The sequence below is a fragment of the Labrys sp. E2SS-1L genome (assembly GCF_057073705.1).
Genome location: NZ_CP172714.1, coordinates 159,905 through 181,459 on the forward strand (window position 1 = coordinate 159,905; position 21,555 = coordinate 181,459).

The 21,555-nt window shown below is 62.1% G+C and carries 21 protein-coding genes and 1 pseudogene; 6 read left to right on the forward strand and 16 right to left on the reverse strand.

Annotated features, from left to right (window positions below; all coding sequences use genetic code 11):
* The first annotated feature begins 96 nt into the window (after positions 1-96).
* From ACIGJE_RS33640 to ACIGJE_RS33660, 5 genes are all read left to right on the forward strand, one after another.
* On the forward strand, positions 97-768 hold the full coding sequence (locus ACIGJE_RS33640; protein WP_483681790.1) for a maleate cis-trans isomerase family protein: 672 nt from the start codon (positions 97-99) through the stop codon (positions 766-768).
* Positions 769-776: 8 nt separating this feature from the next.
* A complete protein-coding gene (locus ACIGJE_RS33645; protein ID WP_483681643.1) occupies positions 777-1,463 on the forward strand; it encodes a GntR family transcriptional regulator in 687 nt (228 codons plus the stop codon).
* A 92-nt stretch (positions 1,464-1,555) separates the two neighbouring features.
* A complete protein-coding gene (locus ACIGJE_RS33650; RefSeq protein ID WP_394314812.1) occupies positions 1,556-1,798 on the forward strand; it encodes a helix-turn-helix domain-containing protein in 243 nt (80 codons plus the stop codon).
* Positions 1,799-1,879: 81 nt separating this feature from the next.
* Positions 1,880-3,061 carry an ATP-binding protein gene (locus ACIGJE_RS33655; RefSeq protein ID WP_483681645.1) on the forward strand — a complete coding sequence of 394 codons (1,182 nt, stop codon included), beginning with the start codon at positions 1,880-1,882 and terminating at the stop codon, positions 3,059-3,061.
* Between the two features lie 142 nt (positions 3,062-3,203).
* Positions 3,204-4,319, forward strand: coding sequence for a LysR family transcriptional regulator (locus ACIGJE_RS33660; RefSeq protein WP_483681647.1), 1,116 nt, complete (start codon positions 3,204-3,206; stop codon positions 4,317-4,319).
* Between the two features lie 20 nt (positions 4,320-4,339).
* On the opposite strand, the gene ACIGJE_RS33665 is transcribed toward ACIGJE_RS33660, so the two are convergent.
* The 11 genes and pseudogenes from ACIGJE_RS33665 to trbB all read right to left on the reverse strand — a co-directional run bounded on the left by ACIGJE_RS33665 (position 4,340) and on the right by trbB (position 13,863).
* Positions 4,340-4,573: a DUF2274 domain-containing protein gene (locus ACIGJE_RS33665; protein ID WP_483681649.1), complete on the reverse strand. Its 234-nt coding sequence runs from the start codon at positions 4,571-4,573 to the stop codon at positions 4,340-4,342.
* A 2-nt stretch (positions 4,574-4,575) separates the two neighbouring features.
* Entirely contained in the window at positions 4,576-5,718 is a 1,143-nt protein-coding gene (locus ACIGJE_RS33670; RefSeq protein ID WP_483681651.1) for a TraB/TrbI/VirB10 family type IV secretion system protein, read from the reverse strand.
* Complete coding sequence (gene trbG / locus ACIGJE_RS33675) at positions 5,715-6,701, reverse strand: P-type conjugative transfer protein TrbG (protein ID WP_483681653.1); 987 nt, start codon at positions 6,699-6,701, stop codon at positions 5,715-5,717. The genes ACIGJE_RS33670 and trbG overlap by 4 nt, the downstream gene beginning before the upstream one ends.
* A complete protein-coding gene (gene trbF, locus ACIGJE_RS33680) occupies positions 6,698-7,387 on the reverse strand; it encodes a conjugal transfer protein TrbF (RefSeq protein ID WP_483681655.1) in 690 nt (229 codons plus the stop codon). Before trbF ends, trbG begins: the two co-directional genes overlap by 4 nt.
* Positions 7,384-8,742: a P-type conjugative transfer protein TrbL gene (gene trbL / locus ACIGJE_RS33685; RefSeq protein ID WP_483681657.1), complete on the reverse strand. Its 1,359-nt coding sequence runs from the start codon at positions 8,740-8,742 to the stop codon at positions 7,384-7,386. Before trbL ends, trbF begins: the two co-directional genes overlap by 4 nt.
* Before the next feature lie 3 nt (positions 8,743-8,745).
* A complete protein-coding gene (gene trbK-alt / locus ACIGJE_RS33690; RefSeq protein ID WP_483681792.1) occupies positions 8,746-9,033 on the reverse strand; it encodes a putative entry exclusion protein TrbK-alt in 288 nt (95 codons plus the stop codon).
* 20 nt (positions 9,034-9,053) lie between these two features.
* Complete coding sequence (gene trbJ / locus ACIGJE_RS33695) at positions 9,054-9,818, reverse strand: P-type conjugative transfer protein TrbJ (protein ID WP_483681794.1); 765 nt, start codon at positions 9,816-9,818, stop codon at positions 9,054-9,056.
* 28 nt (positions 9,819-9,846) lie between these two features.
* A pseudogene (gene trbE, locus ACIGJE_RS33700) lies at positions 9,847-12,261 on the reverse strand (conjugal transfer protein TrbE); the annotation flags it as partial.
* Positions 12,262-12,272: 11 nt separating this feature from the next.
* Positions 12,273-12,554, reverse strand: coding sequence for a VirB3 family type IV secretion system protein (locus ACIGJE_RS33705; RefSeq protein WP_483681659.1), 282 nt, complete (start codon positions 12,552-12,554; stop codon positions 12,273-12,275).
* Complete coding sequence (locus tag ACIGJE_RS33710) at positions 12,554-12,886, reverse strand: TrbC/VirB2 family type IV secretion system protein (protein WP_483681661.1); 333 nt, start codon at positions 12,884-12,886, stop codon at positions 12,554-12,556. Before ACIGJE_RS33710 ends, ACIGJE_RS33705 begins: the two co-directional genes overlap by 1 nt.
* On the reverse strand, positions 12,883-13,863 hold the full coding sequence (gene trbB, locus ACIGJE_RS33715) for a P-type conjugative transfer ATPase TrbB (protein ID WP_483681663.1): 981 nt from the start codon (positions 13,861-13,863) through the stop codon (positions 12,883-12,885). The genes ACIGJE_RS33710 and trbB overlap by 4 nt, the downstream gene beginning before the upstream one ends.
* Before the next feature lie 442 nt (positions 13,864-14,305).
* Between trbB and ACIGJE_RS33720 the strand changes: the two genes are divergently transcribed.
* Positions 14,306-14,500, forward strand: coding sequence for a hypothetical protein (locus tag ACIGJE_RS33720; protein WP_483681665.1), 195 nt, complete (start codon positions 14,306-14,308; stop codon positions 14,498-14,500).
* Between the two features lie 678 nt (positions 14,501-15,178).
* Here the strand turns inward: ACIGJE_RS33720 and ACIGJE_RS33725 are convergent.
* From ACIGJE_RS33725 to ACIGJE_RS33745, 5 genes are all read right to left on the reverse strand, one after another.
* Positions 15,179-15,490 carry a hypothetical protein gene (locus ACIGJE_RS33725; protein ID WP_483681667.1) on the reverse strand — a complete coding sequence of 104 codons (312 nt, stop codon included), beginning with the start codon at positions 15,488-15,490 and terminating at the stop codon, positions 15,179-15,181.
* Between the two features lie 86 nt (positions 15,491-15,576).
* Positions 15,577-16,512 (reverse strand): DUF2493 domain-containing protein, encoded by a 936-nt coding sequence (locus ACIGJE_RS33730; protein WP_483681669.1) that lies wholly within the window; start codon positions 16,510-16,512, stop codon positions 15,577-15,579.
* 320 nt (positions 16,513-16,832) lie between these two features.
* The gene (locus ACIGJE_RS33735; RefSeq protein ID WP_483681671.1) at positions 16,833-17,867 is read right to left on the reverse strand and encodes a DUF7146 domain-containing protein; all 1,035 of its coding nucleotides are present in this window, start codon (positions 17,865-17,867) and stop codon (positions 16,833-16,835) included.
* 72 nt (positions 17,868-17,939) lie between these two features.
* Positions 17,940-20,057, reverse strand: coding sequence for a ParB/RepB/Spo0J family partition protein (locus ACIGJE_RS33740; protein ID WP_483681673.1), 2,118 nt, complete (start codon positions 20,055-20,057; stop codon positions 17,940-17,942).
* A gap of 172 nt (positions 20,058-20,229) precedes the next feature.
* Positions 20,230-21,423, reverse strand: a complete 1,194-nt coding sequence (locus tag ACIGJE_RS33745) for a DUF932 domain-containing protein (RefSeq protein WP_483681675.1) — start codon at positions 21,421-21,423, stop codon at positions 20,230-20,232.
* Positions 21,424-21,555 lie beyond the last annotated feature (132 nt).

A 21,555-nucleotide genomic window follows, 5' to 3' on the forward strand; every position in this document is an offset into this window, starting at 1 on the left:
GGATTGCTGCATACAGCAAAGTGGCCTGCGCCCGTGAAGATCGAATTCGATCGCGGGCGGCACGACCGGGCAAAGATCGGATTCGTCCTGTTGGCCATGGAGCAGACGATCGAGGACGACATGTTTCGTTTGTGTCCTCCTGGCGTGGGCATCCACTTTTCGAGAGCGCCCATGACCAATCGGATCAGCGTCGCCACGCTCGGTGCAATGGCAGTCGGCATCGGGGATGCAGCCACCCATCTGTTGCCCGACGAGGATCTCGATGTCGTTTGCTATGCCTGCACATCCGGCAGTGTCGTCATCGGCGAGGAGCGCGTATTCGCCGAACTCAAACGCGGCAAACCCATGGCCAAGACAACATGTTTGATCTCATCGGTGATGCGCGCCCTGGAGACACTCGGAGCGCGCCGCATCGCGATCGCCACACCCTATTTGGCGGAGGTCAATGCAATCGAAAAAGCCTACATGGCTGCGCGAGGCTTCGAGATTGTCAACATGCAAGGACTGAGCATCGAAAATGATGCGGACATGGTCAAGGTTGCGCCCCGCACCATTCTCGAATTCGCCGAATCGGTCGACCATCCACAAGCAGAGGCTGTATTCATTAGTTGTGGAGCCTTGCGCTCCATCGACATCATAACCGAACTGGAGGTAAGGTTGGGCAAACCCGTTATAACCAGTAATCAGGCTATGATGTGGGATTGCCTTCGGCTGGCCGGCGTTACCGACCGTCGCACCGATTGTGGAAGGCTGTTCCAGGATCATTAGGGCGAGCGATGGAGCCTGCAGACAAGAGCGCAGTTACACCTGCCCTTCCCGCCCCGCGGGGGCAGGCTCCGGATATCTACCGCGTCTTGCGAGAGCGCATTTGCCTGTTGCGCTATCCGCCGGGCATGCGGCTGAGCGAACACGAACTCGCCATTGAATTCACTGTCAGTCGCACGCCGATACGCCAAGCTCTTCAACGGCTCGAATATGACGGCTTGACCACCGCCCGCAACGGTGTGGGCACCATCGTCACGGGATTGGACGATCTTGCTTTCCAGGAGATCTACCGGTTTCGCCTTCGGCTCAGCGAGATGATCGGCGATTTCCCTGACGAAGATGAGATTCCGGGCGCGCTCAGCGATGTGAACCTCCTGCGCCAACAACTGCAATGTCTCGAGAAAGACCAGGAACTAGAGGTCTTCTGGGCCCTCAATCACGGTCTTCACCATGCGACCAACCGCCTGATCTCAAACAAGGCCCTGCGCGAAACCCATGAGCGCTACTACTTTCAAGCCTCGCGGATCTGGTACAGCGTCATTCATTCGTTCCTGAGTGAGCAGTTGGAGGACTTTGCCAGCGAACTTGAGGAAACGGCTCGCGCTCTTGCCACCGGCGACGTGCGGGCAGTCGGCTATATTCAACGCAATCACATTGCTTTTGGTCTGTTGCGCGTCGAGCACGCGCGCGGAAACTGATACCTGCGAAACTAAGCGCATTTACATGTTATAGCGTATTTACATGTTATAAGCGTTTCTCATCGGCGAGTGCTTTGCCGATGCTCGGTTTCATGGAACTGAGCAAGATTATCGGCCAGAATGCACGGCGGATGAGAAAGGCGTTAGGGCTGAATCAGGCCGCCTTCGCCGAGAAAGCCGAGCTCAGTCAGCAACAGGTCAGCAAGATCGAGCGTGGCTCTCAAAACGTCACTTTGAAGTCGATCGCTAAGCTCGCGGCAGCCTTTGGTATCCCCGACATCGAACTCTTCCTGCCTCCCGACATGGAGGTGCGTAAGAAACAAGATGCGAAATGATCGCACCGGTTGCAGAGCGGATAGGCAAAGTTAGGTGCATCGATCCTTGCAAATCAAAAAATCCTATTTTAATTTTCAAGGATGCTGAATCGTCGCATCCATCCTGTCGTTCGCCAGGCCCTTGGTCGTCAAGCCGCGGTTGCCCTCATCGGCCCCCGGCAAGTCGGTAAAACGACACTGGCGCTTGAGATCGCCGAGGAAACCGGCGCCCTTTACCTCGATTTGGAGTTGCGCGCCGACCGCGCCAAACTAACCGACCCTGCCTTGTTCCTGAAAGATCATGAGGACAAGCTGGTCATTCTCGATGAAATCCATCGTGCCCCCGAGATCTTTCAGGAACTGCGCGGACTCATTGACCAGGGCCGTCGCCGCGGACATCGCAATGGCCGCTTCCTTCTCCTGGGATCGGCATCGATCGACTTGCTGCGCCAGTCTGGCGAAAGCCTGGCCGGTCGCATCGAATATATCGAAATGACGCCGCTCGACGTTTCCGAAGTTGCGGGTTCGCCACCCTCTTCGGCCGCGAACGAGCGGCTATGGCTTCGCGGCGGCTTTCCCGACAGTTTTCTGGCAAGCTCTGATGCTGACAGCCTTGCCTTCAGGCGCAATTTCATCCGCACTTATCTGGAGCGTGACGTCCCGCAATTCGGCCCCCGAATTCCAGCCGTAACCCTAGAGCGCCTGTGGACGATGCTGGCGCACAACCAGGGTGGCTTGCTCAATGCATCCCGGCTTGCCGCAGGCTTGTCGATCAGCGCTCCGACCGTCAGTTCCTATATCGATCTCCTGGTTGACCTTCTATTGGTTCGCCGGCTGCAACCCTTTCATGCCAATATTGGCAAGCGTCTGGTCAAATCGCCGAAAGTCTATGTCCGCGATAGCGGCATCGTGCATGCCCTGCTCGATATCGAGGACCCCGATGCGTTGGCAGGCCATCCCGTCGTCGGCCTCAGTTGGGAAGGCTTTGCTATCGAGAACATCCTGGCTGTGGCTTCCTCGTTCGCGCAGCCCAGCTTCTACCGCACCTCGGCGGGCGCCGAGATCGACCTGGTTCTTGACGGACCGAAGGGGCTGACAGCCATCGAAATCAAGCGCAGCCTAGCACCGACTATCAGCAAGGGCTTCTATCAGGCGATCCAGGATATTCAACCCGCCCGATCATTCGTAGTCTATGCCGGCGATGAACGCTTTCCGCTCAAGTCCGGAATCGAGGCCATAGGACTGCAGCCGCTTCTCACAGCGTTGTCCGCACTCGGCCGATAACCACTAATCATCGCGATCATGCAAAGGAGACCCTCAGACGCCCCGGCGGCGGCAGGAACCGTCTATAGCTGCCGTAGGGTACCCAAAGCCAATCGAATCTATTCGACAATATAACTTGCCATCATACGTTCCATCCGAGCTGATGAATGCGGAGGTCCCGCGCTATTCTCTTCAAGATTTCGGGCATTTCGATGGATCAGGAGTGCCTCGCGATATTGGAACCCTCCAAGGTGAGCAATGGCAGGCATGGTGGCGAATGTGCGATCGACGGTCGACAGCCTTTATCGAGCGATGGAGATCCGGACAGAACTCGATCGATCTGCGCCAGCTTCGCTATGTCATCCTGGCAGCCGAGCATCGCAGCTTCCGGCGCGCGGCGGCATCGTTGAATGTTCAGCCTTCCGCGATCAGCCGGCGTATCCGGGACCTTGAATTTCGTCTGGGGACAGCGCTTTTCATACGGTCGCCTTCTGGTGTCGAGATTACCAGGAAGGGGCGTGAATTTCTCGATCGCGCCCAACCCGTGTTGGAGGAGCTGGATGCAGCCACAATGGCGATCTCGGCAGATGCCTGTCAGGCGCTGCGTATCGGGATATGTCGAACCACCGACCCCCGCCTACTTCATGTCCTGCTGGATCGCCTCGGTTCGCGATACCCGCCAATCCATGAGGCACTGTTCGAAGCCGATGAGGAAGAACATATGGCGTCTGTGCGCCACCACCGGTTGGACGTCGCCATCGTCGCGGTAAAGAACGCCCCCTTGGCCTACCGCACGATCCCCCTTTGGCATGAGGACGTCTTCGTCATCCTGCCTACTGACCATGGCTTGGCGGCTCTTGGTTCGATCGCCATTTCTGATCTCCTCCGTTACTCCCTTTCAATCAGCAAGGACGAGCCGGCCAGTCAGATCATCGACGCTCTGAGATGGCACGATGAGGAGGCCACCACGCCTCTGCCGATAGAGGTTTGCGACTTGGGCCGGCTTGCCCTCATGAGCCAGATAGCGCTGGGGCGACGTCTTGGTCTATGCGGTGAGGCGGCCACACTCATGTCGTTTCCGAGGGTGACGTTTCGCCCGATCGCGAAACTCCGCCCCCTCACCTTCAGCGCGGTTTTTCTGCCAGACAACAACAAGCCGGCCTTACGCAACTTTCTCCAGATCGCCCGATCACTCCGGCTCCTGCGGCAAGACTGCGATGGTCGCCCTCCCCTCGCTCCACCCCGTCGTTTTGATGCTGCCATCCGTGGCAGACCATAGTCGCCTGGGTTGCACCAGCCCTAAAGTGGCCCCGGCTTGCCTGCACTTCTGGCCTTAGCAAATCCGCGATCGGTTGCCATGAACCGTTCCAGCATGGGGACGATCAGCCTGATTGCATCCGGAGGCTTGCCAGCGCTCTCACGACTCAGGATTTCGGCATAGGCAACAAGATCGCGATGAAGGCCGGCCGGCAGATCCAGCGTCACCTTCACCGGTTTGTCGTCGGCGATCGGTCCGAGTTTCAGCTTGGTCATGGTCATCCTTTGTAGGGTTCGAAGACGAGGTCGCGTGTGACGATGACGCGCACCGGGAACCCCGGGCGAATGGTCAGCGTCGGCGCAACGTTGAGCTGGCGTCGGATGATCTGCTGTCCAGCCTCATTGATGGTGTCCTGCGTGCCATTGCGGATCGCGCGCAAAAGCCGGTTCTGATCATCGACGGCCAGTTCAGCCCCGACCGCGAGCAGCGTCGATAGTCCCGCCGCCTTGGCGAGGTCCCACCAGTGGTAATCGACACCATCCTCGAGGCCGGCATAGCCTTGCGCATCGGCACCAGGCTGGCGTTCCAGAACGATAGAGCGACCGTTCGGCAGGATGAGCCGGTTCCAAACGAGCAACACCCGGCGCTGGCCAAACTGCACGTTGTTGTCATATTGGCCGATGATCCGGGTTCCCTGCGGCACGAGCAGGATGCGGCCTGTCGGGCTGTCATAGATGTTTTCCGTGACCTGCGCTGTGATCTGACCAGGCAGATCCGAGCGGATCCCGGTGATGAGCGCGGCCGGGATGACAGCGCCGGCCTGCAGCACATAGGGCGATGCCGGAGGTGTGACGCGATCGGGCGCAAAGGTGCGCCGATCAGCGGCCGCATTGAGGAAGGCCAGTTGCTTGTCCTGCGCGGTTGGGGCACCGCCCTGACCGGCGAGATCAAGCCCTGCAAGACCGGGCGTCGGCCCGCCTGCCATCCCTGCCGCCGCCGATCCCGCCCGTGCTTGGAAGAAGACGGTGCTGGTGCGGGCCGCCTCTTCCTCGGCCCGCCGCCGCTGCTCAGCCTCATCGATGCCCGGCGTGGGAACGATCGGCGACGCGACAGGTTGGCCCTTGTTCTGCGCGTCCAGGATCGGACGGCCGAGATCACCAGGTAGCGCCGGCCCCAGGATTGGGCCTGTATAGTCACGCGGCAGACCAACAAGGCCATCGGCAGGCTGCCGGTTGGCGGTGGAATAGAGCTCCTCACCGCCCGATCCGCCGCCGGGGCCTTGAAGAGCATAGATCAGCGCCCCGCCGATGCCGAGCGAGGCGACGACACCCATGCTGATCAGCACCTTGCGCGATAGCCGGGTCACACGTGGCGGTTCAGCCCGCAGGCGCATGGCCGCAGCGTTGTCGTTCTCGGTCATGACGAAGGCCTCGCATCCGTCCGCACGATCCTGACGGTCTGCTGGCGATCGCCGCTGCCAAGACGCAGTTCGGCCGCGCCGAACAGGCGATCGACGATCAGAATGTGCCGGTAGGTGCGGCTGTTGGCGATCTGGGCTTCGCCGTCCGGGCCGATGACGAAGAGAGGCGGCATTTCTCCTTGCACGATACCGCGTGGGAATTCGACATAGACGTGCCGGCCATCATCATAGACGGCAAGGGGTTTCCAGGGCGGATTGTCACCAGTGAGACCGTAGCGATAATTGCGCGCCGCAACCGCGGGAATAGCCGGGACGGGTGGGACGACTTGGCGCTGTGCACCGGCCGATCGAGGATAGGCCCAGGAGACAGCCGGCATGTAGGGTTTTTCGCCAGAGCGCAGCTCCAGCATATAGGTACGGCGGTCGGTGGTGATGACGAGGTTGGTGGCGATACCCGCGCGGCTGGGCTTCACCAGGACATGAACGCGACGTGTCACGCCCGATCCGCTCTCGGTGTCACCGATGATCCAGCGGGCGGTGTCGCCGGCGGCGATCGGTCCCGCGCCGGTCAGGCTCTCGCCAGGCTCGAGCGCAATATCGCTGATCTGCCCGGGAGCGGCATAGACCTGATAGAGTGCGCCTTCCGACCAGGGATAAACCTGGATGGCATTGTAATAGCCTTCGCGGCGCGGCTGGACGCGAGCGGCGGCATTGGCATTCTCGACACGAGCGGTGGGTGCCGTCGCGGCCGTCCCGCCGCGCCCCGGTGACCAGGCCGGGGGAGTGTGTAACGGTCGCGCCCGGTCGCCGATGGCTGCGGGCGGCACGGTCGGAAGCGGCAGCACGTCCTTGTCATAGCGGATCTCAGGGGGCTTTTGCGGCGTCGCGCAGCCTGCCAACATGGCGCCGGAGAACAGAACGACCACTATTGCGGATTTGCGGAAAACCGCATTGCCGTCTTTATGGGTGTTTAGCCAGCTCATTGGCTCATCTCCCGCGACCAGCTAATCGCATTGACGTAGATCCCGAGTGGATTGGCCTTGAGGCGGTCGGCGTCATGTAGCAGCTGGATGGCAATGGTCAGGATCGCGGTCCAGCGCTCGGTCGCCGATAGCTTGCCGTCCTCATAGCGACGCTCAATCCAAGCGACGCGGAAGGAATCCGGTGAGGCGCGGATGACCGACGACACGTCGACGGCGATCTGCTGCTTGCCGACCTTGGCGAAGGGGTCATTGGCGCGGGCATAGTCGTTGAGTGCCCCGGCGCCGCGATCCGTCGTCCAGTCATAGGCCCGCAGCCAGTTCTGGCGAACGATGACCGGATCGACGGGAATGGAACGAACCTGCTCGATAAAACGAGCAAGATGCCAGGCAATCTGCGGATCGGTCGGGCGATAGTCGGCCACAGCGGGCGCCACAGCCTGCGCCTCACCGAGCTTGTCGACCTGAACCACCCATGGCACGACCGTGCCGTTCGCCGACTGCCAGATCAGCGCAACGGCAAAGCCTGTCGACAGGATCTGCGATCCGAAGGCCATGTAGCGCCAGTTCCTGGCCTGCAGGCGGGCCGAACCGATACGCTCGTCCCAGACCTGCGCAGCCTTCTGGTAGGGGGTCTCGGGCTCAGGAGTTTTGCCGTAATGCGCGGTATGTCGCCGGAAAAGATTCATGAGCGGTCACTTTCGGAGAGATTGACGGAAGAGCCGGTGCCATGGCCGTCGCCGGAACGAATGGCATGGGCTGCCGTCTGGACGGCATGGCCCGTGTGGATGGATCGGCGAAGACGCTGCGCCCGGCCTGGTGCTACATCCACGGGCCGGGCCTGTCCGGGTGATAGCTCCGTCGCCGCGCCAATCGTCCCCTTGGTCGAGGAACCGCCAGTCGCGGAGAAGCCGGATTTGAAGCCTTCGTCATAACTGGATTTGCTGCTGGCAACCGCCCTGCGAAGCGGGGAGACCACTCCACTGCCGGTACTCCCCGCCGCTGCGCGTGCCACACCACCGACACCGGAGGCTATTCCAGCCGCGCCAGATTTTCCCAAGGCGCCCAGAGAATAGGCTGAGCTCGCAGAGCCGGCTGCGGTCGCGCCAGCGCGGATAGCAGAGGCACCGCCAGCCAGCGCCGCAGCCCCTCCCCTTGCGGCCAACATGGCGCCACCGCCGACGGCGAGGGCGGCCCCACCGGCAACGAGCCCCGTACCGACGGCTGCGCCAGCGCCAAGCTGCGGTCCACCGGAGACCAGGCCATTGGCGATACCGGGACCGAAAATGCCAAGGCCGAGGAGCGACAACGCGGCGAGGACGACAGCCATGGCGTCGTCAATGGTTGGCGTCTGCCCGCCAAAGCCGCGGGTGAACTGATCGAACAAGGTCGAACCGATGCCGATGACGACAGCGAGCACCAGAACCTTGATGCCAGAGGAGATCACATTGCCGAGCACGCGCTCGGCCATGAAGGCGGTCTTGCCGAACAGGCCAAAGGGAATCAGCACGAAGCCGGCCAGCGTGGCGAGCTTGAATTCGATCAATGTGACGAAGAGCTGGATCGCCAGGATGAAGAAGGCGAGGATGACCAGGGCCCAGGCAAAGAGCAGGCAGGCGATCTGGATGAAGTTTTCGAAGAACGCCACCCAGCCCATGAGGTCGGAGATGGATTCGAGCAGGGGGCGAGCGGCGTCGAGGCCGGTTTGCGCGACCTTGCCGGGCCGCATCAAATCGGCCGTCGAAAAGCCTGTGCCACTGGCCTTGAGGCCGAGGCCTGCGAAGCTGTCGAAGACGATCTTGGCCAGATTGTTCCAATTGGAGATGAGATAGGCAAAGGCGCCGACGAACAGCGTCTTTTTCACCAGCCTGGCGATGATGTCGTCATCCGCACCCCAGCTCCAGAACAGCGCGGCCAGCGTTACATCGATGACGATCAGCGTGGATGCGATGAAGCCAACTTCGCCGCCGAGCAGCCCGAAGCCGGAGTCGATATAGCGGGTGAACACCCCGAGGAAATTATCGATGATGCCGCTGCCACCCATGCGTCACTGTCCTTCGCTGGATGGCGACGCGAACGGCTCGGATGCCCGGCCAAGGAAGCGATCGCGGGTCTGGCTCCACACACGCAGGCACTCGGCATCCTCGACCGCCTTTTGCCCAAGCTGCTGGCAACGGCGCTGGCCTTCACGCAGCGGATCGCCGTCGGATGGGATCAGGCGCACAGGCGAACTCAGCGGCCTTTCCTGCCTATCGGTCAACTCAATCACCGTCACCGTCAGGGCGACAGCGACGAACACGATCGCGCCCAGGCGCGCAAACGTCTTGCCGTCCATGGCGATGTCCCCTTCCCACCTCAGTTGCCGCTGTTGAACATCCGGGCATTGCCCGGTTGATAGGCCGAGCCTGGCGCGAGGAAGCGACGACGCTGCTCGCGCCCCTGTTCGGCCGCGGCAGCACGCTCCGCATCGGTCAGTGCGCTTGCCCGACCATTGGCAGCGAGCAGCGCGAGCAGATCCGACAACTGCTGGGATTGCAGAGCCAGAATCTGATTGCCGGCTTGGGTTGCCTGCAGCGCGCCGGTTGCACCCTGGCTCTGCCCCACCAAAGCCGACATCTGGGTCCGGTTGGTCTCGATGTTGCCGACGACACCGGCCTGCACACGCATGGCGTCCTGGAGACCGCCAACCGTGTTCTGCCAGCGCGAGCGGGCGTCGGCGACGAGCTGCCGGTCGCTCGCAGACAGCGAGACATTCCCATATTTCTGCTGGAATATCTGGTCGACCTTCTGGACGTCGAAGGCGATGTTCTGCGCCTGACCGAGAAGTTGCTGGGTCCTCTGGACTGACTGCTGAATCTGCTGAAGCGAGGAGAACGGCAGGCTGGTAAGATTGCGGGCCTGATTGATCAGCATCTGTGCCTGATTCTGCAGGCCGGTGATCTGATTGGTGATCTGCTGCAGGGAGCGCGCCGCCGTCAGGACGTTTTGCGTGTAGTTCGATGGATCGAACACAATATCCGCGCAAGCCGGCGGCACCATGACCGGCGCCAATACCAGGGACGCAGAGAACAAGGTCGCCGCCAGAACGGCAGCGTGCGGTCGGAGATGGAGAGTTCTCATGACTGAGCGTCCTGTTCGGATTGGGGGAAAAGGGGGGAATGAGATCGATCGCCCAACCGGCATTGCGGGCGTCGAGCCAGGCCCTGAGAAAGCCGTCGCGGCCATGCTCGGTAAGCAGGTCGCCAATGAGCGTCTGATCGGATTTGGAGGATGCGGCGCACAGCGCGAGGCCGACTTCGGAGAGACCAAGCTCGAAGAGACGATTGCCGCGCCGCGACTGGCAGTAGTAATCGCGCTTGGGTGTAGCCCGCGCCAGGATTTCAATCTGCCGGTCGTTCAGCCCGAACCGGCGATAGATCGCTGTGATCTGCGGCTCGATCGCGCGCTCATTCGGCAGAAGAAGGCGTGTCGGACAGCTTTCGATGATCGCCGGCGCGATTGCCGAATTGTCGATGTCGGACAGCGATTGTGTGGCGAAGATGACGCTGGCGTTTTTCTTGCGCAGCGTCTTCAGCCATTCGCGAAGCTGGCCGGCAAACCCCTCATCGTCCAGCGCCAGCCAGCCCTCGTCGATGATGAGCAAGGTCGGCCGTCCATCGAGACGATCACCGATGCGATGAAACAGATAGGACAGCACGGCCGGCGCTGCGCCGGTGCCGACGAGACCTTCGATCTCGAAGGCTTGCACATCGGCGATGCCGAGATGTTCGGCTTCGGCATCAAGCAGCCGGCCATAGGGGCCGCCGACGTAATAGGGTCGGAGCGCCTGCTTGATGCTGTTGGACTGGAGCAGGACCGCCAGGCCCGTGATGGTACGCTCGTCGATGGGAGCGGTGGCGAGCGAGGTCAGTGCCGTCCAGATATGGTCCTTGACCTCCGGGGTTACGGGGACACCCTCGCGCGTCAGGATCGCGGCGAGCCAGTCAGCCGCCCAGGCGCGTTCATAGGTATCATGGATGCGACCCAGCGGCTGAAGCGCGACGGAGGCATCGGCCCCTTCGGTTAGGCCGCCGCCGAGATCGTGCCAGTCGCCGCCCATGGCGAGCGTCGCGGCCCGGATGGACCCGCCGAAATCGAAGGCGAAGACCTGGGATCGTTCGTAGCGGCGAAACTGCAGGGCCATCAGAGCGAGCAATACGGATTTGCCGGCACCGGTCGGGCCGACAACGAGCGTATGGCCGACATCCCCGACATGCAGGGAGAGCCGGAAGGGGGTCGAACCTTCCGTCCTGCCGTAGAGCAGCGGGGGCGCAGCGAAATGCTCGTCCCGTTCCGGCCCCGCCCACACGGCGCTGAGGGGGATCATGTGGGCGAGATTGAGCGTCGAGATCGGCGGCTGGCGGACATTGGCGTAAGCATGTCCGGGCAAGGAACCGAGCCAGGCATCGACGGCATTGACCGTCTCGGTCATGGCCGTGAAATCGCGGCCCTGGATGACCTTCTCGACCAGGCGGAGCTTTTCGTCGGCCAGGCGTGGGTCGACGTCCCAGACCACGATCGTGGCTGTGACATAGGCCATGCCGGCAAGGTCTTGTCCGAGTTCCTGCAAGGCGAGGTCAGCATCACCAGCCTTGTTCGCCGCATCCGTGTCCACGAGCACGGATGCCTCGTTGGTCATGACCTCCTTGAGGATCGCGGCGATGGACTTGCGCTTGGCAAACCATTGCCGCCTGATCCTGGTCAGCAACCTCGTGGCATCGGTCTTGTCGAGCAGGATGGCACGGGTCGACCAGCGATAGGGAAAAGCCAGTCGGTTGAGATCATCGAGCAGGCCTGGTGTGGTCGCGGTCGGAAAACCGATGATCGTGAGGATGCGCAAATGCTGGTCGCCAAGGCAGGGCTCAAGCCCACCGGTCAGCGGCTGATCGGCCAGCAATGCGTCGAGATAGATCGGCGTTTCGGGGGCACGGACGCGATGGCGCTTGGTGGACACGCACGAATGCAGATAGGTCAGCGTCTCAGTGTCATCGAGCCAAGCGCATTCTGGCATGAAGCCGTCGAGCAGGGCCAGAATTCGGTCGGTGCGATCGGCAAAGCCGCGCAGGATTTCTGACGGATCCACGCCGGCGCGTTCCCTGCCCTCATAGAGCCATGTCTCGGCGCGTGCCGCCTCCTCGGCCGGCGGCAGATAGAGTAGCGTCAGGAAATAACTCGAGATGAAATGGACGCCCTGCTCCTCGAAATCAGCCTTGCGCTCGGCATCGACCAAGCCTGAGGCCGGATCGGGAAACACGCTGTCGGGATAGGTCGCTGCTTCATGCCGCTGCGCTTCGACGAAGATGCTCCAGCCCGAGCCGAGGCGACGGAAGGCGTTGTTGATGCGACTTGCCACACCGACCAGTTCAGCTGCAACGGCAGAGTCCAGATCTGGACCGCGAAAGCGTGCGCTGCGCTGAAACGAGCCATCCTTGTTGAGCACGATACCCTCGGCGACGAGCGCAGCCCAGGGCAGATAGTCGGCCAGGCGCGCGGCGGAGCGGCGATATTCGGCAAGGTTCATCATGACGGCGTCCCTCACACCGACAGATGGCCGGGAATGCGCAGATGCCGGCGTCCCACCTCGATGAAGAGCGGATCGCGCTTTGCGGCCCAGACCGCCGCAAAATGCCCGACGGCCCAGATGATGAGCCCTACCAGCCACAGACGCAGGCCAAGGCCGACGGCGCCGGCCAATGTGCCGTTCACGATGGCGATGGCGCGCGGTGCGCCACCAAGCAAGATATGCTCGGTCAGCGCGCGATGAACCGGAACCGAGAACCCCGGCACGGCGTCCAGCTGTTCAAAAGCGATCGCCATCAAACCAGCGCCCCGCCGCCAAAGGAGAAGAAGGACAGGAAGAAGCTCGACGCCGCGAAGGCGATGCTGAGACCGAACACGATCTGGATCAGGCGGCGAAAGCCGCCTGAAGTATCGCCAAAGGCAAGCGCGAGGCCGGTTGCGATGATGATGATGACGGCAACGATCTTGGCGACCGGCCCCTCGATCGACTGGAGGATTTTTTGAAGCGGCTGTTCCCATGGCATCGACGAGCCGGAAGCATGGGCGGCGGAAACGAGGACGAGGTTGACATAGGCAAAGGAAGCAACCGTCGCAGCCGTGCGGCGGACGTGTGTGGTGAAGCGGATCATGGGAAATCTCCTGCGTTCGAGGTGTCCTGCTTGATGCGGTAGTCACCGTCGGGGCCGAGCCCTTCGACGAGGGCGAGTTCGGCCAATCGCCGCGCGGAGCCGCGACCGGACAAAACGGCGACCAAATCGATGGTCTCGGCAATCAGGGCACGGGGAACGGTGACGACCGCTTCCTGAATGAGTTGTTCGAGCCGGCGCAATGCGCCGATGCCGGTTCCGGCATGGATGGTGCCGATGCCGCCCGGATGGCCGGTACCCCAGGCTTTCAGGAGATCGAGGGCTTCGGCACCACGGACCTCACCAATGGGGATGCGGTCCGGCCGCAGGCGCAACGACGAGCGTACAAGATCGGACAATGTGGCGACGCCGTCCTTGGTCCGCATAGCAACCAGGTTGGGCGCCGCGCATTGCAGCTCGCGCGTGTCCTCGATGATGACGACGCGATCGGCGCTGTTGGCGACTTCCGCGAGCAAGGCATTGGTGAGCGTGGTCTTGCCGGTCGAGGTTCCGCCTGCAACCAGGATATTGGCACGCGAGACGACGGCTGCACGCAAGGTCGCGGCCTGGCGGGAGCTCATGATGCCGGTAGTCACATAGTCGTCGAGCGTGAAGACGGCGACCGCAGGCTTGCGAATGGCAAAGGTCGGCGCCGCGACAACGGGAGGAAGCAGGCCTTCGAAGCGCTCGCCAGTCTCGGGGAGTTCAGCGGAGACGCGCGGTGCGCGCGCATGAACTTCGGCACCGACGTGATGGGCGACCAGGCGCACGATGCGCTCGCCATCGGCCGGCGACAATGTCTTGCCCGTATCGGCCAATCCTTCAGAAAGACGATCAACCCAGATACGGCCATCGGGGTTCAGCATCACCTCGACGACGGCGGGCTCTTCCAGGAAGCGGGCAATGGCCGGACCGAGCGCGGTGCGCAACATGCGGGTCCCGCGTGCAAGGCCTTCTGAGTTGTGGTGCGAAGCCACCATGGTCCCCCGGTTCCAGCGGGGCAGACACGGTGCTTCCCCTGACGGGGATGATTAAAAGAACCAGATTCTGAGCTGCTTCAACGCGAAAACAGGGACGCCGCAGTGTGGCGTAGAAATACAGGAGATCGGCGGTTTTGTGTTTTTTGAGGTCCACGGAAAAGCATATGAGCAGGTGGGATTGAAAGTTGCAGTTGACGCCTCGAGCGGCTGACAGTGATGGCCGCTGAACGTGCGATTGGAGCGTGCGGCAGGGTCGAGGAGGACGCAGCATCATCGTCAGCTGCCTGCCAAACACTCTCGATACGATAAGTTTTCCTGATCATAAACAGAAGATAATGCGATTAGATCTGATGGATAGGATGAATTATTGAGCGGATTAAATCAGCAGCGGCGGGACTTCACGCCCCCGCTGCCTCATCATCGAATAAGATGGAGACGAGCCATGAATTCCGCCCAATCGGCCACAACCAATCCCATTGGTGAAATCTATACGGAAGCGACGATACGAGCACTCAACGCCGCCCTCGCTCAACAAAGCATCGACGCATCTGCGGTCATCGCAGTCTTGCCCGTTCCCAGCAGGACGATGGCGACGATGTCCGGCCCGCAGTTCCGTGTTCTGTTCCGGAAAGCTTAATACCTCAACGCGCGGCTAGCACCTGGTCGTTTCGCAGGTAATCAATCCGGACACGTCCTCAGCAATCTCTTGTCGCAACTTTGGTTTCTTAGCCAGCCGACAGCCGAGCGCGCGATCACCAAGGCATTTTGCGTATCGCCAGCTTTTGCGCGAGCGACCGTTCAGCCGTTTTTTGGCCTGAGGGAAACCGCCCATCTGCGACTGGCCTCTTGAACTGGGCCAAAGGGCTGAAGCCGAAAACTGCGCGATAAAGACCTTCAGATTGGCCATGACAGTGGTGGAGCATGTGGCTCGCAATATCAGCGGCCATAACTGTACATAGAGAGTCCCGCTGTGTGATTTAAAGCACGTTCTCCCTATGATTCATCTGATATGATGCATTGTCGACGTGCCACATCACCATCGGTCGTTGGCACCGGCCCGGCCGAGGGCCATTCGTCCATCCTCGGCCGGGCTTCCCTCTACCTCGATCTTGCAGGCATCGAAGTGTCATGCGGCATCGATATGAGCGAACAGGATGGCCATCGGTCGTCAAGACAGCGGGATACTGCCTTCTAGTAATCGCCCTTACCTGGAGCGGCGCTTTAGGCGCCGCCGGCGAACTGCATCTCAGGGTTGCTGAGCTATCGTACCTTGTCGCCCAAAAATCTCCAGGATCCCAGTGCAGGGATGACACTCTCAGATGGTCAATAGTTTAGAAAAGCCATAGTAGATATGTTGCAAGGCTGGCGTTGCGGATTGGGCGACAACGGAGGCCAATGAAGCGGCGTAGAAGTAGGCAACAACAGAGGCCACAAAAGCCAGCAAGAGTGCAAATTCCGCAGGCCTGTGCTGGGCCGTCCAGATCAGGCCCTCGACGCGCTCACCACGGAGATACCTTGCGCGATTCCGATCGCACATCGGCTTGATCGCAAAGAGCGAACTCGCCAGAAATATTCCGGCAATCAACTGACTCATCATCTGCGACATCTCCCTGGAATGAGCAGGCATGCTCATCTGCCGCAGAGCCCCTGTCAAATGAACCCCTCGTAAGCCCAACTCGGTGCTTCAGTTGTAAGAGCGTCGGTGGGCGGCGCTCACGCGCCGCCTGCGAAGCGATAGACCGGGATGCCGAGCTTGCGCGCCTTGTCGCCAAAATTCTCCTGGATACCGGTGCCGGGGAAAACGAGGACACCAATCGGCAAGGTGTCCAACATGGCATCGTTGCGCTTGAAGGGCGCGGATTTGCCGTGCTTCGCCCAATCCGGCTTGAAGGCAATCTGCGTCACCTTGCGATTATCGGCCCATTTGGCCGCGATCAGTTCGGCACCCCTGGGTGAACCGCCATGCAGCAGCACCATGTCGGGATGCCTGGTACGGACCTGGTCGAGCTTGGCCCAGATCAGATCATAGTCGTTGAAGTCGAGGCCACCGGTCAGGGCCACCTTGGGGCCGGCGGGCAGCAGCACCTCGGCCTCCGCGCGGCGGCGGGCAGCGAGGAAATCACGGCTGTCGATCATCGCCGCGGTCAAATTGCGATGGTTGACCATAGAGCCTATGCGTGGCCGCCAGTTCGTGCCGGTGTGGCGCTCGAACTGTTCGGCGGCGACATCGCGGAAGAGCTCCATGCCGTTGCGCCGCTCAATGAGGGTCTGGCCCTCGGCGATGAGGCGCTCGAGCTCCACGGACTTCACCTCGCTGCCGTCCTGTTCGCCCTGCAGGCGGCGCTGCGCCAGCTCACTGTCGTCGAGCTCGCGCTCGACCCGGCTGGTAGCGCGATGAAAGAGATTGACGGTTGACCAGAGTAGTTCGTCGAGGTCGGGTTCAAGACGGGTGTCGCCGAGCGTGGCAATCAGGGCGTCGAAGATGTCAGTGACAGCGCCGGCAATGATATTGCCCTCGGGCAGCGGCCTGGGATCGGGCTCGTCCTGAAACGGATGCCAGCCATAGAGTTGGAGGTCGGCGAGGACATGGTCGGTGGGCGATGCGGTGTGGGTCAGCTCGAAACCGGCATCGGCGTCGTCGTACATCATCGGATGCTTCCTTCATCGGAAGCCGCGCCCATCGCGGCCTTCACAGGCGTCGAAAGCCCACAGACTGGACGGGTTGGCAGCCCTCGCGCCCAGGCGAGGGCCTCGATGGCCAAACCCGGCTATTTTGCCTCGCGATGCAAAGGCCGGCATGCCGGCCGGCGGAAAATAACCGGAGAGCGGCCATTGCCCAGCCGGCCCATCTGTGGGCCGATCGCCCTCTCCAGAAGGCCGTGGACGCGGGCTCTCATTCGGAAGCATCCGACGATAAGCGGAGACAACGGGTGGAGAGCGTCGAGCAGTCCCCTCCCCTGCCGGTTCCCTCACCCTGCCATGAAGCGTGCAACATCCTCCGGGCGAAGCTGATCCTGCAAGATCTGCCGAAGAGCCTCGGCACCGGCTGTGCACAGATCCTCGTTGAAGTCCCCACGCGCTGGCGACACGCCTATCGCCTCAATGCCGACATCCGATGCCCTGTCGATCAAGTAATCGTGCGCATTGTCCCCAGCCGGATCACGATCCCTGAGCACATAGAGTCTGCGCAGCATTGGCGGGAACAGGATGGCCGCCAGATGCCCGGCCGAGAGCGCGGCCAGCATCGGCATATCGGGCAGAGTCATACGGGCGGACAGCACCGTCTCGATGCCCTCTCCGGCCACGAGAACGTCGCCGGCAACGCCAAAGCGGACGCCATACCCGAGCAGGTCTCCCATGGCCTTGCGCGGCGTGTCGATCGGTGCCTTGCCGATACCGTCGGGCGCAAGCCAGGTGCGATGCGCGCCGGTGATTCTGCCCTTGAGATCGGTGACGGCAGCGACCAGAGCCGGCCAGATCTCAGTGGCCGAGTGCTCGTCGGGCCGATAGAAGCAGCGCGGGTGGAAACGCAGGGCTCCGGTGCCCTGCAAAGCCGTGATGCCGCGGTGGCGCAGATAGACCTCCGCCAAGGTGCCGCCGATCGGCCGCGCCATGGCGAAGAGACGGCGCGACGCCCCCGGTGATCCGGCATGCACGGGATACTGATGTCCACCCGGCCACCCCTCATTCGGCTCCGGAGGCGGAAGCGACAGGAACCGGCGAGCCTCCTCCGCCACGTCCTTGAAGTCGACAAGGCCGCAGCTTTGGCGGATGACATCGAGGAGATCGCCGTGTTCGCCCGGCACGGCGGCATCGGTCCACTTGCCGGCCGGACCTTTGGACGAGTCCGTCAGCCGCACGAACATCGAGCGACCCGGCGCATTGCAGACATCGCCGACCAGCCAGTAATTGCCCTGGCGGCGACCGGCCGATAGATACTGGCGGCATACCGCTTCCGCGCGTTCGCCAAGTCGGCGCGCCAGATCTTGTGCCTTCACTGTCATGGTGGCCTCCTCAAGAAAAAGGCCCGCTGGCAGAGCCAGCGGGCCAGGTGAGCCAAGTCGTGGGAGTACGGGTTAGGCTGCTGCGACCGTGTGAGGGGCTTCGATCGCCTCATCACTCTCGTCGATGGCGCCTTCGATGCCCATGGCCGTTATGCCGTCCTTTGCCGCCGTTTCCTCGCTGGCCGCTTCGACGACCGGCAAACGAAGCGGTTCGGGCAGCCAGCCGCTGTCGGCGAGCAGCGTTTCGGCTTCACTTGCCATCTCGCCTTTCTTGAGAAGAGCGATCCGGTCGGCGGCAGGTTGCCCCTTCCCTTCTGCCACAGCCTGCAGGATGCGGGCCTTGGTGATGCGGCCGAGATAGTTACCGGCTGTCGGCCGCCAGCCGGCTTCGGCCATGTCGAGCCCGGTCGCTCGCGCCAGCCGATCGGCCTGGGCAAGACGGAGCTTGAGGCCATGCTCGCTGACCCCGCTGCCGCCATAGGGGTTCGGCTTCTCATGGAGGGCGTTCACCCCATAGCTGACGCAATGGGCGAGCAAGGCCATGCGGCTGGCCTCGTCGAGCCCCGTGAGCCAATGCCATCGCGCCTCATCGTCATCAGGGATTTCCAGCATCCATGCTTGGTGACGCTCGGCGACGGCTTTGGCCGAGGGGCTGTCGCTGAGGTCGTCTGCCTGGCCGGGAAAGAAGACATGCCGGATAGAGGCCTCCAGGCACCCTGCGCCGGACCTGCGCTGGTAGATATCGCAGACGAGCTTGTGCAGCAGCATGGTCATGGCGACCTCAGGATGCTGTGCAACCGCATCACGCAGCGCCAGGGTGCGATGGGCCGTCAGCTCGACGAGGAGGCGCTCGGGCAACGGCTTGATGCCGTCCTCTTCCTCCTCTTCGACTTGGGCCGGCTGGCCTCCGATGGTAGTGACCACACGTTGAAGAGCGCGCGCGGCTGGATCCTCGGAATCGCCGTCGGCTTCGTTCGCGTCTCCCCCTGTTCCTGCGACCGGCTCTTCATCCTCGGGACGGACATAACCGCGATCGACCAAAAGGGAGCCATCGGCATGGATGCTGACGAAGGCACCAGCGATGGCGATCTCGGCAGGCTCAAACGATGCAGGCCGATAGTCGAAGGCTTCCATCGCCGCTTCCAACTCGGCGAAGCGCCGGTCGACCGCATCCGGCAGTTCCTCGATGCCATCATACTCGTCCGACAGGTGGTTATATTCCGCCTGCAGGGTATCGCGCGCCGCCTGGTCCTCCTCGGCTGGTTCGACGATCGTGCCGACAAGCTCGCGCAGGCCATGAGCGGCCCCATAGGGCTGGCTTACCGTCACCTCGATCCATTTCCAGCCTTCGCTGGCAATCTCGTTGGCGGCGGCCTTGAGCTTTTCCGTCACCAGCCGGTCCAACAGGCCGACATCCTGCAGCCAGCCACCATCATCGGACTGGAAGAGATCGCGCAATACGATGCCGCCGGCAGCTTCATATTGCTCGATGCCGACGAATACCGCCCGCTTGTCGCAGGCGCGTACCGTGGTCTCGGTTAGGAGGCGCCGGATATGATAGGGATCTTTCTGCCAGCTGTTGCGGATGGCACTCCAGACCTGTTCCTGGCGCTCATGGTCCTCGCAGACCGTGAAGGCCATCAGCATCTCCAGCGTCACGCCGTCCTCGGCATAGATCTCGAGCAGCACCGGGGAGACCGCTGCCAGGCGCAGGCGCTGCTTCACTACCTGCACTGGCACGAAGAAGGCGGCGGCGATCGCCTCTTCGCTCATGCCCTTGTCGCGCAAAGCGAGGAAGGCACGGAACTGATCGAGGGGATGCAGCGGAGCCCGTTCGATATTCTCGGCCAGCGAGACCTCGTCGATGAGGATGCCGCTATCGGCCTCCGACACCACGCAGGGCACCGGCGCTGTCTTCGCCAGGCGCTTCTGCCTGATCAGCAATTCCAGGGCCCGGTAACGACGACCGCCAGCCGGCACCTCGAACATGCCGGTCTCGACGCCCTCGGCATCGAGTACCGGCCGCACATGCAGGCTCTGGATCAGGCCGCGGCGAACGATAGATTCCGCCAATTCCTCGATCGAGACGCCAGCCTTGACGCGCCGGACATTGGCCTGGCTCAGCACCAGCTTGTTGAAGGGGATGTCGCGCGAAGACGACAGGGTAATCTTGCGAACGGTATTGGCCATGATGTTCACTCCGCGACGGGCGCCGAGAGACCTTCTCTCGGGCATCAAACCCGTCACGAAAACAGGCACCGCCCTCGAACTCTGGAGGGCAGCGCCATGGGACAACCGAAACGAGAGGGCGACAGGCGCAGAGCCGGGCGCGGAACACCGCGACACCGGCCTTGCGGAGCTCTCAGCTGGCTCGGTCCAGCAGCTTCTTGGCCTTGCCCTCGAGCTCGAGCCGAGCGTCCTGGTGAGGCCTGTCGCGCGCAACGGCGGTAATGCCGGCCACGAAGTCGAAGATCGTTTCGGGCGGGCGCCCCTCTTCCGCCAGCACCGTTTCGATGATCCTGCCGGTCTCGGCCTTGGAGAAACCGCGCTTGCGCAGAAAGTCCGAGCGGTCCTCATCAGATCTTGCGACGATCCGTTCGCGCGCCGCCTTGATGCCGTTGACGAAAGGCGCCGGCGAAGAGTTCGCAAAGTTCATCAGTGCCGGTGCGGCTTCGTGAGCAAAGCGCGAGGCGGCATATTTGGAATGGCGAATGGTGATCTCCTCGAAATCCTCCACGCCCCACAAATTGCGGTTCTGGCACACGGCGCGCAGATAGAAGCTGGCCATCCCGAGCGTCTTTGCTCCGACCTCTGAATTCCAGCAGTAGAACCCACGAAAATAGAGATCCGGCGATCCATCCGGCAATGTGCCGGCCTCGATGGGGTTGAGATCATCGACCAGGAAGAGGAAGACGTCCCGGTCCGAAGCATAGAGCGTGGTGGTATCCTTGGTAATGTCGACACGCGGATTGTAGATGCCCGTCGACCAGTCGAGGACGCCGGGTACCTTCCAGCGCGTGTCGCCGGTGCCGTTGCCGGCAATACGCCGCACCGCCTCGACCAGTTCGTGGTCGTAAATGCGTCCATAGTCCGGGCCAGTGACAGCGCGCAGTTCGAGCCGGCCGTTGTCGGTTTCGAGCGTCTTGATTTGCTCGGCCCGGTGAGAGGCCAGACCATACTGCAGATTGATGCCGGCCAGCGCCGCTGGGAGCTGACGCAGATAGGCGGCCGGTGCTCCGACCTGGCTTGCAAGCTGGCCGAAGCTCCAATGGGTGGGTGCGACGGGCCTATCCACTCCTGGCAGGATGAGAGACATCCGCTCGGGATCTTCTCGGCTTGCCTCAACCTGGATCAGCGCGCTCTCTACCACCCGCGTCCGGCTGCGCTCGGTCCTCTCTCGAACGGCAAGGCCGAGTTCCGATAGCGACAGATATCGCTCGTCGACGGGGCGCGAGAACCACTCGGAAGACACACGGCCGATCCGTTCACCGCGGCTGACATCGACCTTATATCCACCGCTTGCGTCGCGCCGGCTATCAAGAACCTCAATGGTCATGGAACCAATCTCCATGACGGGCGCCGGAAACCTCTCTCCCGACCCTCAACCCGTCACGAAAATCCCATCCACTCTCTCACTCTAACGGGCGCTACGGCGCCGCCTTATGCAGGAGAACACCGGTATCGGCTG

Bases quoted from the DNA above. Each gene is read 5' to 3' on its own strand.
- trbG (WP_483681653.1), bottom strand. From the start codon at position 6,701: ATGAGCTGGCTAAACACCCATAAAGACGGCAATGCGGTTTTCCGCAAA.
- ACIGJE_RS33745 (WP_483681675.1), bottom strand. From the start codon at position 21,423: ATGACCATTGAGGTTCTTGATAGCCGGCGCGACGCAAGCGGTGGATAT.
- ACIGJE_RS33735 (WP_483681671.1), bottom strand. From the start codon at position 17,867: ATGACAGTGAAGGCACAAGATCTGGCGCGCCGACTTGGCGAACGCGCG.
- ACIGJE_RS33665 (WP_483681649.1), bottom strand. From the start codon at position 4,573: ATGACCAAGCTGAAACTCGGACCGATCGCCGACGACAAACCGGTGAAG.
- trbB (WP_483681663.1), bottom strand. From the start codon at position 13,863: ATGGTGGCTTCGCACCACAACTCAGAAGGCCTTGCACGCGGGACCCGC.
- ACIGJE_RS33725 (WP_483681667.1), bottom strand. From the start codon at position 15,490: ATGCCTGCTCATTCCAGGGAGATGTCGCAGATGATGAGTCAGTTGATT.
- ACIGJE_RS33710 (WP_483681661.1), bottom strand. From the start codon at position 12,886: ATGATCCGCTTCACCACACACGTCCGCCGCACGGCTGCGACGGTTGCT.
- trbJ (WP_483681794.1), bottom strand. From the start codon at position 9,818: ATGAGAACTCTCCATCTCCGACCGCACGCTGCCGTTCTGGCGGCGACC.
- ACIGJE_RS33660 (WP_483681647.1), top strand. From the start codon at position 3,204: ATGAATGCGGAGGTCCCGCGCTATTCTCTTCAAGATTTCGGGCATTTC.
- ACIGJE_RS33650 (WP_394314812.1), top strand. From the start codon at position 1,556: ATGGAACTGAGCAAGATTATCGGCCAGAATGCACGGCGGATGAGAAAG.
- ACIGJE_RS33705 (WP_483681659.1), bottom strand. From the start codon at position 12,554: ATGGCGATCGCTTTTGAACAGCTGGACGCCGTGCCGGGGTTCTCGGTT.
- ACIGJE_RS33670 (WP_483681651.1), bottom strand. From the start codon at position 5,718: ATGACCGAGAACGACAACGCTGCGGCCATGCGCCTGCGGGCTGAACCG.
- trbK-alt (WP_483681792.1), bottom strand. From the start codon at position 9,033: ATGGACGGCAAGACGTTTGCGCGCCTGGGCGCGATCGTGTTCGTCGCT.
- ACIGJE_RS33645 (WP_483681643.1), top strand. From the start codon at position 777: ATGGAGCCTGCAGACAAGAGCGCAGTTACACCTGCCCTTCCCGCCCCG.
- ACIGJE_RS33740 (WP_483681673.1), bottom strand. From the start codon at position 20,057: ATGGCCAATACCGTTCGCAAGATTACCCTGTCGTCTTCGCGCGACATC.
- trbF (WP_483681655.1), bottom strand. From the start codon at position 7,387: ATGAATCTTTTCCGGCGACATACCGCGCATTACGGCAAAACTCCTGAG.
- trbL (WP_483681657.1), bottom strand. From the start codon at position 8,742: ATGGGTGGCAGCGGCATCATCGATAATTTCCTCGGGGTGTTCACCCGC.
- ACIGJE_RS33640 (WP_483681790.1), top strand. From the start codon at position 97: ATGGAGCAGACGATCGAGGACGACATGTTTCGTTTGTGTCCTCCTGGC.
- ACIGJE_RS33730 (WP_483681669.1), bottom strand. From the start codon at position 16,512: ATGATGTACGACGACGCCGATGCCGGTTTCGAGCTGACCCACACCGCA.
- ACIGJE_RS33720 (WP_483681665.1), top strand. From the start codon at position 14,306: ATGAATTCCGCCCAATCGGCCACAACCAATCCCATTGGTGAAATCTAT.
- ACIGJE_RS33655 (WP_483681645.1), top strand. From the start codon at position 1,880: ATGCTGAATCGTCGCATCCATCCTGTCGTTCGCCAGGCCCTTGGTCGT.